This window comes from Photobacterium sp. GB-1, assembly GCF_003026165.1.
GTDB lineage: Bacteria > Pseudomonadota > Gammaproteobacteria > Enterobacterales > Vibrionaceae > Photobacterium.
Map to the genome: position 1 here is coordinate 211897 of NZ_PYOB01000005.1, position 13428 is coordinate 225324.

Sequence of the window (13428 nt, forward strand, 5' to 3'; positions counted from 1 at the left end):
CTAGTGCGAGAGGGTTAATTTGTCACCATTGATTTTAAATAGTGCGGAGTTGATGACCCGAAACAATGGTTTTTTGTTCAAGTTGATGTTGTTGACAAGATAGCGCCATTTTCACCATGCTACGTGCCACGCACTCAGCTGGTATTGGGGAGAAATGCTTTAGGGGACCGACAACCAATGGATTGATCACATCAAACACGTGTTGTAATAATTGCTCGTCAGTACGCATTTCACTGCGCTCACCTTTTAAAGGGCCTGGTCGAATAAAAATACAGTGTTCAAATCCGATCTTAGTGATTGCTTGCTCCATTTTTCCTTTACAGCGTAAGTAGTGGGAAGGAGAGCGGCTCGATGCACCAAGACTGGATACGACAATAATGTGTCTAACGCCCAGATTTTTCATTGTGGTGGCGACATCTTTTACCAAATCGAGATCAACTGCTGCAAGTGCCGATTTACTGCCCGCCTTACGTTTTGTCGTACCTAAACAAATAAAACCATATTGCGGCTGAGGCGTTTCGTGCTCCCAGTTATTTATTCGAAGGAGCGGATCAATGATTTGGTGTAATTTACTGCTGTGAAACGGTAATTCACGACGAGATAGAGCATAAATATGTTTAAATTTTTTATTGGCAAGTAACTGGTGTAAGAGTTCATCTCCAACTAAACCACTCGCGCCAGCAATGATTGCATTTAAATCGTGATTATCCATGGCTATTCCCATCGCATAGATTATAAATGATGACATTTATCTGTAATTAAACAGAATATATGTTTAATTTCGCTGAACTGCATCAAATATCAAGTAATTAGCATAATAAATTTTTAATCAGCACGACTTACATTGTTATCAGAAACAATCAATATTGCGATTTATTCTACTCAATAAGTGATGATATGAAGTTAAAGGATGAGTTCAGGTATAATGGCGATAGAAACTTTTATTGGAAATTATCATGAATACATTAATGACACTCCCAACTGGCTGGGATGGCATGTCAGCTTCTTTTATTGAAGGCGCGTTATTTGCTGCAAATGCAAACCCGAAACCAATGGAACCTGAGATTTGGTTACCCGTGTTATTAACTGGTGCTGTCACTGAAGGTAATGATACAGCGCTATCAGATACCGATAAAGTTGCCGTATTAAATCACTTTGAAATGCAGTATCGCACAGTAAAAGCGGGTGAATACCAATTACCGGTAGAGCTTAAATGGCAAGAAAGTGGTGAAACAAATGAGGCACTTTCACAGTTTGCTCAAGGCTTTTTAGCTGTTTGGCATTACATTGAACCAAACTGGGAAGAGATGTCGATTTCAGATGGCACAATGCGTATGTTATCAGCATTACTGACAACGCTAATGTTATGTGTTGATGAAGCAGGTACTCTGGAACAAATGGAGCAAGCGGGCGTAACAGGAATGCCGGCACCAAGTGAGCTTTATTCGCAACTACCATTGATGCTAACTGAAGTAATGATGGCAGCGGATCAACTTCAAATTGGCACAGGAGCACAAGCGATTAACCCTTATAAAAATATTGGTCGTAATGATCCTTGCCCATGTGATAGTGGTAAGAAATTCAAACAGTGCTGCGGTAAGTCACATTAATGCAAAAGCTTAAAACAATCGTTGTTGTTGCGGGAGTGATTGAGAAAGAAGGTAAGTACCTACTTGCTCAGCGATTAGATAATGCGAGCCAAGGTGGTTTATGGGAATTTCCTGGCGGTAAAGTTGAAGTGGGGGAATTACCAGAGTACGCATTAGAGCGTGAGCTTATGGAAGAGTTAGCGATCACGACTAAAACACAACAATGGTTGGCTGATAGCGTGTTTGATTACGGTGATAAAATCATTGAATTAAAAGGTTATTTAACTCGATGGTGTGAAGGCGATATTGTATTAAATACGCATCAAGCAATGGTATGGGTGAGTTTAAACGAATTTAAACGTTATCCATTATGTCCTGCTGATTACCCTATTCTAACCGCCTTAGAACAACATGTATTAGCGAAGTAACGACTAACAAAAAAGCGAAGCCTAAATTGTTAGTCTTCGCTTTTTCTGTCTTATTTATTCGCTTCGAACTTAAGCTGATTTCTTACCGAAGAACTGCGCGATAACCATGACAGCCCAAACAATGAGGTTTCCAGCAAAAATAACAACCAACCATTGTGGCATCGTAAGTGTTAAGAAATGCCAAACAATTTTTGCACAATCACCGTATGCTTCAAACATCCAAGGAGCCCAATGATTTATTGGCGCCCAGCTTGGAAATCGGACGAATAAATCACAGGTTGCAAATGGTGATGGGTTTAACTGAAAACCCACATGTTGATAGGCCAATACAACACCACGGTATGCACAATATCCCCAACCGGCTAAACCAATCCATCGGAAAAAGGCATTTTGAGGGGCGAGAAGACCAACAAGAGCGGCAAAACCGATCCCCATCATCGCGACACGTTCATAAACACACATCACACACGGTGCAAGGTTCATTACATGTTGAAAGAATAGGGCACAACCTTCAAAGGTAACAATAGAAAGAAGTAGTAGCAGCCATGCTAAACGTGATTTTGAAAAGGTATTGAGGTATTGCATCATCGATACTCTACGTACTAATTAAGATAAAAGAAAACCCTGAACTATCAGGGTTTTCATATACGTTATGACACTAATCTAACACCAATATTCAATCATAGCTTTATAGAGAAGTAAATCATCTGTCAATTTCGCTATTGTGAATTAGTGAGCAAGTGCAGGTATTGTTGCGGCGGCTGATGATGCATCAGTGATCCAGCCCATGGTATAGAACCAATCTGTCATAGGAACTAGCATTAGCTCAATGCCGGCTAAACCTACGGATGCAAGAACAATAGTGTAAGGTAACGCCATGTATACCATACGACCGTAAGAAAGACGGATAAGTGGTGCAATAGCAGAGGTTAAAGCAAACAAGAATGCCGCTTGACCATTTGGCGTTGCTACTGATGGTAAGTTAGTACCTGTATTGATAGCAACGGCTAACATATCAAACTGACTACGGTTAATAACACCGTTTGTTAGCGCGGTTTTTACTTCGTTAATATATACCGTACCAACGAATACATTGTCTGAAACCATAGATAGCAAGCCATTCGCAATGTAGAACATAGTAAGCTGTGAACTACCTTCAAGGCTTAACACCCAATGAATAATAGGTGCGAATAGCTGTTGATCAATGATGACTGCAACGACAGAGAAGAACACAGCAAGTAGTGCGGTAAAGGGCAGTGCTTCTTCAAATGCTTTACCCAAAGCGTGCTCTTCGGTGATCCCAGTAAACGATGTTGCCAAAATAATAACGGTTAAACCGATTAAACCCACCGCAGCCAAGTGCATTGCAAGGCCGATAATTAACCATACTGCTATTGCCGCTTGAATAATCAATTTCGCGTAGTCAAGGTTAGTACGTGATTTACGTTCTTCATTATCAAAGTCGACTAAAATTTGGCGAACATTTTCAGGTAATTCAGCACCATAGCCACAAATTTTAAATTTCTCAACCAGTGCACAGGTTAACAAGCCACAGAAAAAGACAGGGACAGTAACGGGCGCCATACGAATAATAAACTCACCAAAATCCCATCCGGCTTGATCGGCAATAATTAAGTTTTGTGGTTCACCTACCATTGTCATTACGCCACCTAGCGCGGTACCTACACCAGCATGCATTAGCAAACTACGTAGGAAAGCGCGGTAGTTTTCTAAGTCATCGCGGCTGAGCTCTGGAACGTGATTATCATTGGTATGATCATGATTAGAATGAGGATCTTGCCCTGAAGCAACCTTATGATAAATGCTGTAGAAACCTACCGTTACACTGATAACAACCGCAATAACGGTTAGAGCATCAAGGAAAGCGGAAAGAAAAGCGGCCATCACACAAAAAGCGAGAGAAAGTAAAATTTTAGAGCGGATGCCGATTAATATTTTAGTAAACATGAACAACAAAAGCTGTTTCATGAAGTAGATACCCGCGACCATAAAGACCAGTAAGAGTAAAACTTCAATATTTGCAACAAGTTCATGTTTTACTTGATCTGGGCTTGTCATTCCAATAGCAACAGCTTCTATTGCCAATAACCCACCAGGTTGTAATGGGTAACACTTTAATGCCATTGCGAGAGTAAAGATGAATTCAATTACTAACAACCAGCCAGCAACAAACGGATCAATAAGAAAAAAGACAATAGGGTTAATGATCAAAAAAGTAATGATTGCAATTTTGTACCAGTCAGGTGCCTTACCCAAAAAATTTTTGATAAAGGCATTCCCTAGCGATATAGCCATGTGTTGGATCTCTTTATTATTAGCGCAAAATAGTATGGATCTGATGTTGGCTAAATGCCTTGATTGATCAATCAGCAGGGTAATCAGTCGCTTCTTGCAAAAGATTAATGGTCGAGATTGAGGTATCAAAGTTAAACAAGAATATGGTTCTCGGATGTTTTAACTTTCTTAGGCAGCAGCTTCCATTCGCTCCCAGTTCATCTTTATATAACTCTACCGTTTAAGAGATATTAGTCAATAAGTTAAACAATAATGCAATTATTTCGTTACATTTTCATCTTGAAATGGGAGTTGAATATGTCAGTGTTATAAACCGCACAGTATACAGAAAATATGACTGGAATTGTTAGATGCATTCAAATTCCCTTTTTTTTAGTGATCAGTTTAACAATATCGTTGTATTTTTATACTTCTCTTTCATGTTCATGTCAGAGTTAATAGTGAGGTTTCTTCTAATAAGAAACTAGTGGTATGATGAGTGCAATTATAAAAGTGCATGAAGCGAACTGGATTTTACTTAGATGGTCATTAAGGCAGATAGCCCAGCGACATTTGCTGAGAAATATATTATTGAAAGCATTTGGAATAATCACTTTCCTCAGGGGTCGATTCTTCCTGCTGAGCGTGAACTTTCAGAGTTAATTGGCGTAACTCGAACAACATTACGTGAAGTATTGCAGCGTTTAGCACGTGATGGATGGTTAACCATCCAACATGGTAAGCCAACACGTGTTAATAACTACATGGATACTTCAGGTTTAAATATCCTTGATACCTTAGTGACACTAGATGGGCAGGATGTTCAACGAGTATTAACCGATCTTCTTGCTGCTCGAACTGACATTAGTAGCGTATTTATGCGTTATGCTGTAAGAGGTAATGCAGAAGAATCAAGTCTTCTAATTCAGCATGTCATTGACTCAGTTGAAAGACTTAGAAAAGCATCAAGCTTTGCTGAGTTTATTGAAAACAGCGATGATCGTATTGATCTTATTCAAGAAGTTAAAAAAATCGTAGATAAATACGGCAAAGATGATCCACAGCTTTGTGAAGAAATTTGTTTAGCTCGTGCGTTCAACTATTATGATTATCGTCTATTCCAAGGTATGGCGGGTAAGTCTGGTAATACACTTTATGTTTTAACTATTAATGGCTTACGTAAAATTTATACGCGTGTTGGTGGTTATTATTTTATGAAGCCAGAAGCATGTGAATTAGCATTAAACTTCTACCGCGACATGAAATCATACTGTGATGAAAATAAACCAGAGCTAGTTGCTGATCGTATTCGTTTATATGGACGTGAAAGTGGTGCGATCTGGTATAGTCACCGTGTTGAAATTTCAAAATATATGTACGAAGAAGAGCAATAATTTAAAATTACTGCGGCGAATATTAGACCAAGTGTTAAGCACTTGGTTTTTTTATGCCTGTATTTCTGCTGTTTAAATCAGCATCTTGATGTAAATAGGGATGCTTGAAGGTGAATAACTCGATTGTAAGTTGATTGTATAGTTAGCATAACTAATAATTAAGGATTAATTATGTTAATAAAATGGTCAGTATGGCAAGCAGTGAAGTGTACCGAATTGGTTCCGTAACCTACGACAGTTCCACACGAACTCTTACTCATGACAATGGACAGACAGAGTATTTTACGCCTCGTGTGAGTGATGTATTTTTACTTTTACTGGCGCACCAAGGAAAATGTGTAGAAAAAGAGTTTTTATTATCTCAGTGTTGGGGAGATACGATTGTATCTGAGCAGGCCTTAACAAATGTGATTTCTAAACTTAGAAAAGTATTAGCCAATCATGCTTTAGAGATGATTACGATCACAACCGTCAGTAAATCAGGGTATTTACTTGAAATAAAAGAAAAAAGTTTTATAACTCAATGCCACCAAGAAAGTTGCGATATTACACCTGAACCAGTTTCAGAGGATGATGCTATCGAGAAAGGTGATGATAAGATTAAAGAAATAAAACTGTCATTCTATGCTCATAAACGTTTTTTTTATTTGCTACTTTTTCTGGCTGTTGTGTTAGTAAGCATATTTATTTATACAAATAATAAAATACATTCATTACCGTATTTTATTGATACTAAAAATTATAGTAATGAACTCAGTATTGGTAGTAATAATATATATTTCAATAATATCGATAAATATAAGGTTGATAAAGTTTTCTTTATTAAAGATATAAAGAAAGGTGTTTCATCAATATGTGACTCTAAGGTTTTTATACAATTTTATTATAATACGAGAATAGCGAACAATACGGCAGTCGTAGTGTTTATAATTACATCAGATGGTAGAACATTTAATTTTAGAATGTCAAAATTTATTAATGGTAGATTTTCTAAACAGTTAAATGACTATTTGAAGAGTAAAAAAGTAGTATGTTGAAGTATATTAATGCAGTATTAATGGTCGTTGTTTTTCTCCTTATATTAGGTCTTTGTTACTTATTTACAAATAAAGATAATTTAGTGTCAACGACATGGGTATGCGACCAAATAAAGTCGGGGTTTATATCAAAATCTTATACTAAATATAGTCATATATCTGAAAGTATGATCTTAACATTTAGCTCTAAAAGAAGCTTTTTGATTAATGAATTTATACAAGCTCAGGAAGGGGATGATGAGTATAAGCTGATGGAGCTTTATTATGAAGGCGACTATATACAAACGAGAGAACATTTAACCTTGAATTTTAATCGTGTTAGAATTTTAAAAGAACATGATGATCCTAATTTAAATAGAGCCTATAAAGATTATGAAGGCTACAGCATCTATTATCGCTATAAGAGAATAGATAATAGATTGTATTTTTTCACTGATAGCAAAAATGAAGCGTTTGATATGGTTTGTTATACCGACAAGCAGTAACCAATTTAAATGTATCATTATGATTTTGTTTGTTTTTTATGTTGATTTATTTTTAGTGTAGTTAAGGTTTGGTTTTCATTTGTTTTTTTTATACATGATTTACTAAGCTGGGCACCTCTTTTGTAAAGCAGTTTAAAACGTAAAAATATGAAAAAATTATTATTAGTGACACTTATTGGCACACTAACTTCATCTTATGCTTCAGCATCTGAAAACCCATCTAATAAATATAATGGTTTTTATATTGGTGCTGGTGTGGGTACTACTGATTTTCATTATGATAAATCACTTACAAACAGTTTTGAAAATAACCACGAAATTGGTTATTCAAATAAAGCTGATGGTGAAAGTTATAAACTAATTACGGGTTATCAGTTTAACCGCGTAGTTGCTTTAGAAGCGCAATACACGACCTATGGTGATATTAAAAATACATTAGAAGTAAAAGGTCACGAGTTCACTGGTAAAACAGAGCATCAATCTTTCAGCCTAGCTGCAAACTTGGGTTATACCTTTGATAATGGTTTACGCCCTTTTGCTCTTGTTGGTTTAGGTCAAATCTCTGTTAAAGAGCCTGGATTTAAAGATGATGGTGGTTTAATTCGTTTAGGTGCGGGTTTCGAGTATCAAATTAAACAAGCACCAGGTTTAGGTATTCGAACAGCTTATGAAGCAGACTTCTATACACTTGAAGCGACGAATAAAGATTATGATATGTCTGTTGGCTCTTGGTACTTAGGCGCAACCTATAAGTTTTAATTACTAATTTACTCTAATAAATAAAACGCCACTGAAATTAAAGATTTCAGTGGCGTTGTTTTTAACGAGAGATAGAAAATTTAAATCTCAGTATTATATTGTGTCTTAATTGGACAAGTCGCAATGATTTGGGTACGTCCGTCCGGTAATTCTTCTTCTAATGTAACATCAAATCCCCAAAGTCGATGAAGATGTTTAATTACTTCTTTATGGCTATCACCAAGTGGGATCCGATTATGGGGAATATAGCGTAGTGTTAATGAGCGATCACCGCGCAAAGCAACATCCCAGACTTGAATATTGGGTTCATTATTACTGAGGTTATATTGTGAAGAGAGTTTTTCTCTTATCGCACGATAACCTTCTTCATTATGTATAGCGCTCACTTCAACATAGTTATGACGATCATCATCATTTACTGCAAAAAGTTTAAAATCTCGCATAACTTTAGGTGAAAGAAACTGGCTAATAAAACTTTCGTCTTTAAAATTTTCCATCGCAAAATGTAGGGTATCAAGCCAATTAGATCCTGCTATATCAGGAAACCAATGCTTATCCTCTTCTGTAGGATTTTCACATATTCGACGTATATCTTGAAACATAGCAAACCCTAAAGCATAAGGGTTTATACCACTGTAATAGGGGCTGTTATATTCAGGCTGGGCAACAACATTAGTGTGACTATGGAGAAATTCCATAATGAAACGCTCAGTCACCAAGCCTTCATCATAGAGGTGATTAAGAATCGTGTAGTGCCAAAATGTCGCCCAGCCTTCATTCATAACCTGAGTTTGTTTTTGAGGATAAAAATATTGGCTTATCTTACGTACTATCCGGACTAATTCACGTTGCCAAGGTTCAAGCAACGGAGCGTGCTTTTCGAAGAAATAGAGAATATTTTCCTGTGGCTCAGAAGGAAATCGTGTTTCTTCAATCACGGTTTCTTTTTCGGCTTGAACAGGAATGGTGCGCCATAGCGAATTAACTTGTGATTGAAGGTAATCTTCACGGGCTTTTTGACGCGCCTTTTCTTCGACTAATGAAATTTTTTGTGGGCGTTTGTAACGATCCACACCGTAGTTCATTAATGCATGGCAGGAATCAATGAGCTTTTCGACGTCATTGACGCCGTATTTCTCCTCACATTCAGTAATGTACTTTCGAGCAAAGAGAAGATAATCGATGATTGAACTTGCATCAGTCCATGTTTTAAACAGGTAATTACCTTTAAAAAATGAATTATGACCATAGCAGGCATGTGCCATTACTAAGGCTTGCATTGTGATGGTGTTTTCTTCCATTAAATAAGCGATGCAAGGGTTCGAATTGATAACGATCTCATAAGCGAGTCCCATTTGCCCATGCTTATAGCCTCGCTCGGTTTCGATAAAACGTTTACCAAAAGACCAATGATGATAATTGATGGGCATACCAATGCTTGAATAGGCATCCATCATTTGTTCGGCAGTAATGATCTCAATTTGGTTCGGATAGGCATCTAGGCGATAGTGCTCTGCAACTCGCTTGATCTCGACATGGTATTGTTCTAATAAGTCGAAGGTCCAATCCGGTCCATCGCTGAGTGTTTTTGTTTTTGTCTTTGTATTCATGACTAAGATCCCCTTAAAGCGCGTGATACCGGCCAGAAAGAGTAGCGATATTGTTTCAATATCGCTGACTATCGTTTAGTAAGCTTTCAAATATTAACTTACTTGTTTTTTAAATAGCTCTCTAAATACTGGGAAAATATCATCTACAGTCCGTATGTTTTGCATCGCAAAATTATCATGGCTGTTATGTAGCGCTTCATACTCACGCCATAATGTTTGATGTGCTCGTCGTGTGATTTCTATGTATGAGTAATAACGTGAAAATGGCAATATATGCTTATCTAATAGCTCTCGACAACCGGGTGAGTCATCAGCCCAGTTATCGCCATCAGAAGCTTGAGCCGCATAAATATTCCACTCTTCAGGACGATATCGGTCTTTTACAATATCATTCATCATACGTAGTGCGCTTGAAACAATGGTGCCGCCAGTTTCCTGTGAATAGAAAAATTCGTGTTCATCCACTTCTTTTGCTTGGGTATGGTGGCGAATAAAAACAACATCCACATTTTTATAGGTACGGTTTAAAAAGAGATAAAGCAAAATATAAAAACGTTTAGCAATATCTTTTGTGGCTTGATCCATCGAGCCTGATACATCCATCAAACAAAACATCACCGCTTGACTTGATGGTTGCGGTCGGCGTTCATAATTTTTATAGCGAAGATCAAAGGTATCAATAAATGGTGTTCTATTTATTTTTTGTTTCAATGACTCGATTTCTTGCTTTATCCTTTCTTCTTCAAAAGGTTGTGCAGGTTCAGTGTTAAATAATAAAGTGAGCGCTTGCTCTAAATCACGCAGTTTTCTTCTTTTTCCTGCGGTCATTGCGGTACGTCTTGCTAATGAATTTTGCAAGGTTTTCACAATGGCAATATTTGCGGGAACACCTTGTGATTTATAGCCTGAACGGAAGGTTTTCCACTCGACTATTTTGTTCATTTGGTTTTTTTGTAAATTAGGTAATTCAAGATCTTCAAATAAAAGATCAAGATATTCATCTTTAGATATTTGGAAAACAAACTCATCATTGCCTTCGCCATCAGGACTTGCATCTCCTTTACCAGCCCCACCTTGACCAGCGCCACCTGGCGGTCGCTCGATACGATCACCGGGTGTGAATTGGTCGTTGCCAGGGTGGACAACATCACGTTGTCCACCTTTACCTTGATGAAAGCTAGGTTCTCGGATATCACGAGATGGGATAGTGATATCTTCACCACTATCAACATCCGTGATCGAGCGTTTATTTACCGCATCAGCAATAGATTCTTTTATTTGCTGCTTATGGCGGCGTAAAAAGCGCTGGCGATTAACCGTACTTTTATTTTTACCATTGAGCCTGCGGTCGATAAAATATGCCATAGCTCCCCCTTATTTCATTTGCAGCTGGTTTACGACGATTTACGTACGCGTAAATACCATTCAGACAATAAGCGTACTTGCTTGCGGGTATAGCCTTTTTCCATCATACGAGCGACGAAATCATCATGTTTCTTTTGCTCATCTGTTGATGTTTTTGCATTAAATGAAATAACAGGAAGTAGCTCTTCAGTATTTGAGAACATCTTCTTCTCTATGACTGTTCTGAGTTTCTCATAGCTGGTCCAGTTGGGGTTTTTGCCTGCATTGTTTGCTCTAGCACGTAAAACGAAGTTAACAATTTCATTTCGGAAATCTTTAGGGTTACTGATCCCCGCTGGTTTCTCTATTTTCTCTAATTCGTTATTAAGTGCTTCGCGATTAAAGAGCTGTCCAGTTTCAGGATCACGGTACTCTTGGTCTTGAATCCAGAAGTCGGCGTAGCTGACATAGCGGTCAAAAATGTTTTGACCATATTCGGAGTAAGATTCGAGATAAGCGGTTTGGATCTCTTTACCAATGAACTCGACATACTTCGGTGTAAGGAAGCCTTTTAAATGTTCAAGATATTTTTCAGCAATATCTTGTGGGAATTGTTCACGTTCAATTTGTTGCTCAAGCACATAGAACAAGTGAACAGGGTTTGCTGCAACTTCTGAATGATCGAAGTTAAAGACCCGCGATAAAATCTTAAAGGCGAAACGAGTTGATAACCCATTCATACCTTCATCGACACCGGCATAGTCGCGATATTCTTGGTAAGATTTTGCTTTTGGATCGGTATCTTTTAGTGTTTCACCGTCATAGACTCGCATTTTTGAATACACACTTGAGTTTTCAGGCTCTTTCAAGCGAGACAGAACGGTGAATCGAGCAAGGATCTCAAGCGTACTTGGTGAGCAAGGTGCGGCTGATAGCTCACTATTTTCAAGTAGTTTTTGGTAGATTTTTATTTCTTCAGAAACCCGTAAACAATAAGGGACTTTGACGATGTAAACACGATCTAAGAAAGCTTCATTCGTCTTGTTATTTCTAAAGGTCTGCCATTCTGACTCGTTAGAGTGAGCAAGGATCATTCCATCGAAAGGTAATGCGGATAACCCTTCAGTACCGTTGTAGTTACCCTCTTGTGTTGCGGTAAGAAGTGGGTGAAGTACTTTTAACGGCGCTTTAAACATCTCAACAAACTCCATTAAGCCTTGGTTAGCTTTACATAGAGCACCTGAATAACTATAAGCATCAGGATCGTCTTGAGAATAATGTTCAAGTTGACGTATATCTACCTTACCAACTAGCGATGAAATATCTTGGTTATTTTCATCTCCCGGTTCAGTTTTTGCGATACCGACTTGGTCAAGGATGGACGGACGCACTTTCACCACTTTAAATTGTGTAATATCGCCACCAAATTCATGGAGTCGTTTTGCCGCCCACGGTGACATGATGGTATTTAAATAGCGTGATGGAATATTGTATTCATTGGCAAGTAGATCACCATCTTCTGATTTATCAAATAAACTGAAAGGGTGATCATTAACTGGGCTACGCTCACCATTTGCCGTTAGAATATAAATAGGCATTTTCTGCATTAAGCTTTTTAATTTTTCTGCTAGCGACGATTTACCACCGCCGACAGGGCCTAATAAATAAAGAATTTGCTTACGCTCTTCAAGCCCTTGGGCTGCATGTTTGAGGTAAGAGACAATTTGTTCTATCGCATCTTCCATACCGTAGAAGTCTTCAAACGTTTTATAACGAGAGATGACCCGATTAGAGAAGAGACGGCTAAGATATGGGTCTTGTGCGGTATCAATCATTTCTGGTTCGCCAATCGCCATCAATAGACGCTCTGCGGCGTTGACGTAGGCGCTGCGATCGTTACGACAAATATCAAGGAATTCTTGTAATGAAAGTTCTTCGTCCTTGGATTCTTCATAGCGATGACGATAGTGGTCAAAAATACTCATGGTATGCCCCCTGAATCGTTCTTTGATCATTTAGACAGGACGAAAATCAACCTCTTTTGCATCCCTTACTGTAAGCCTAGACCGAACTAATCAATTTGCTGTACTGAGTTAATGATTTCTAAATAAAAAATAGCTTGTGATAACGGTTTAAAACTGGATGTTTTTTAACCGTATATTTTTACTATCCTCTTATGGGATGGGTTCTGCAAGCGCTTTTGACGCTAAAATGCTTTTGTTTTTTATTGTTAATATGTAAATCTACTGTTAATTATAGTAATTAATGAAGAATCTTGTTTTTGTGGGTTATGTTGAAGTAAAAAACTATAAAACTTTTTTGTGTTGAATTATTGTTTTGGTCTATTGGCTTTGTTTGGTTTTATTTGTTTTTTTTTGAATTATTGATAGAGAAGGACAATTATTGAGAATTTTTTTGTGTATTTGAGCCTAAGATATTTTTTTTCCACGAAACAGCTTTCTCTGACATAAGCTGAAATGAAGTCCT

The 13428-nt window shown here is 37.7% G+C and carries 12 protein-coding genes; 6 read left to right on the top strand and 6 right to left on the bottom strand.

Annotated elements, in window-relative coordinates:
• Positions 1-34: 34 nt before the first annotated feature.
• Positions 35-712, bottom strand: coding sequence for an NAD(P)H-binding protein (locus C9J45_RS08135; RefSeq protein WP_107292403.1), 678 nt, complete (start codon positions 710-712; stop codon positions 35-37).
• A gap of 244 nt (positions 713-956) precedes the next feature.
• Between C9J45_RS08135 and C9J45_RS08140 the strand changes: the two genes are divergently transcribed.
• Complete coding sequence (locus C9J45_RS08140; RefSeq protein WP_107292404.1) at positions 957-1610, top strand: SEC-C metal-binding domain-containing protein; 654 nt, start codon at positions 957-959, stop codon at positions 1608-1610.
• Entirely contained in the window at positions 1610-2017 is a 408-nt protein-coding gene (locus tag C9J45_RS08145) for a (deoxy)nucleoside triphosphate pyrophosphohydrolase (protein ID WP_107287174.1), read from the top strand. Before C9J45_RS08140 ends, C9J45_RS08145 begins: the two co-directional genes overlap by 1 nt.
• Before the next feature lie 69 nt (positions 2018-2086).
• Here C9J45_RS08145 and dsbB read toward each other — a convergent pair whose 3' ends face one another.
• Both dsbB and nhaB read right to left on the bottom strand, forming a co-directional pair.
• Positions 2087-2602, bottom strand: a complete 516-nt coding sequence (dsbB, locus tag C9J45_RS08150) for a disulfide bond formation protein DsbB (protein ID WP_107246047.1) — start codon at positions 2600-2602, stop codon at positions 2087-2089.
• 144 nt (positions 2603-2746) lie between these two features.
• Complete coding sequence (gene nhaB, locus C9J45_RS08155; protein WP_107206091.1) at positions 2747-4333, bottom strand: Na(+)/H(+) antiporter NhaB; 1587 nt, start codon at positions 4331-4333, stop codon at positions 2747-2749.
• A gap of 521 nt (positions 4334-4854) precedes the next feature.
• Between nhaB and fadR the strand changes: the two genes are divergently transcribed.
• From fadR to C9J45_RS08175, 4 genes are all read left to right on the top strand, one after another.
• Positions 4855-5706: a fatty acid metabolism transcriptional regulator FadR gene (fadR, locus tag C9J45_RS08160; protein ID WP_045084018.1), complete on the top strand. Its 852-nt coding sequence runs from the start codon at positions 4855-4857 to the stop codon at positions 5704-5706.
• A 191-nt stretch (positions 5707-5897) separates the two neighbouring features.
• Complete coding sequence (locus C9J45_RS08165) at positions 5898-6743, top strand: winged helix-turn-helix domain-containing protein (protein WP_233217658.1); 846 nt, start codon at positions 5898-5900, stop codon at positions 6741-6743.
• Positions 6744-6826: 83 nt separating this feature from the next.
• Positions 6827-7228, top strand: a complete 402-nt coding sequence (locus C9J45_RS08170; protein ID WP_233217659.1) for a hypothetical protein — start codon at positions 6827-6829, stop codon at positions 7226-7228.
• A 147-nt stretch (positions 7229-7375) separates the two neighbouring features.
• Complete coding sequence (locus C9J45_RS08175) at positions 7376-7987, top strand: outer membrane protein (RefSeq protein WP_107292406.1); 612 nt, start codon at positions 7376-7378, stop codon at positions 7985-7987.
• Positions 7988-8067: 80 nt separating this feature from the next.
• Here the strand turns inward: C9J45_RS08175 and C9J45_RS08180 are convergent, their stop codons facing one another.
• The 3 genes from C9J45_RS08180 to C9J45_RS08190 form a co-directional block, all read right to left on the bottom strand.
• Entirely contained in the window at positions 8068-9597 is a 1530-nt protein-coding gene (locus C9J45_RS08180) for a SpoVR family protein (protein ID WP_107206094.1), read from the bottom strand.
• 93 nt (positions 9598-9690) lie between these two features.
• A complete protein-coding gene (locus tag C9J45_RS08185) occupies positions 9691-10962 on the bottom strand; it encodes a YeaH/YhbH family protein (protein WP_105059723.1) in 1272 nt (423 codons plus the stop codon).
• Between the two features lie 29 nt (positions 10963-10991).
• On the bottom strand, positions 10992-12926 hold the full coding sequence (locus tag C9J45_RS08190; RefSeq protein ID WP_107206095.1) for a PrkA family serine protein kinase: 1935 nt from the start codon (positions 12924-12926) through the stop codon (positions 10992-10994).
• Between the last annotated feature and the right edge of the window lie 502 nt (positions 12927-13428).

Excerpts from the sequence above, each read along its gene's own strand:
- C9J45_RS08135 (WP_107292403.1), bottom strand. The coding sequence starts at position 712 with ATGGATAATCACGATTTAAATGCAATCATTGCTGGCGCGAGTGGTTTA.
- C9J45_RS08140 (WP_107292404.1), top strand. The coding sequence starts at position 957 with ATGAATACATTAATGACACTCCCAACTGGCTGGGATGGCATGTCAGCT.
- C9J45_RS08145 (WP_107287174.1), top strand. The coding sequence starts at position 1,610 with ATGCAAAAGCTTAAAACAATCGTTGTTGTTGCGGGAGTGATTGAGAAA.
- dsbB (WP_107246047.1), bottom strand. The coding sequence starts at position 2,602 with ATGCAATACCTCAATACCTTTTCAAAATCACGTTTAGCATGGCTGCTA.
- nhaB (WP_107206091.1), bottom strand. The coding sequence starts at position 4,333 with ATGGCTATATCGCTAGGGAATGCCTTTATCAAAAATTTTTTGGGTAAG.
- fadR (WP_045084018.1), top strand. The coding sequence starts at position 4,855 with ATGGTCATTAAGGCAGATAGCCCAGCGACATTTGCTGAGAAATATATT.
- C9J45_RS08165 (WP_233217658.1), top strand. The coding sequence starts at position 5,898 with ATGGCAAGCAGTGAAGTGTACCGAATTGGTTCCGTAACCTACGACAGT.
- C9J45_RS08175 (WP_107292406.1), top strand. The coding sequence starts at position 7,376 with ATGAAAAAATTATTATTAGTGACACTTATTGGCACACTAACTTCATCT.
- C9J45_RS08180 (WP_107206094.1), bottom strand. The coding sequence starts at position 9,597 with ATGAATACAAAGACAAAAACAAAAACACTCAGCGATGGACCGGATTGG.
- C9J45_RS08185 (WP_105059723.1), bottom strand. The coding sequence starts at position 10,962 with ATGGCATATTTTATCGACCGCAGGCTCAATGGTAAAAATAAAAGTACG.
- C9J45_RS08190 (WP_107206095.1), bottom strand. The coding sequence starts at position 12,926 with ATGAGTATTTTTGACCACTATCGTCATCGCTATGAAGAATCCAAGGAC.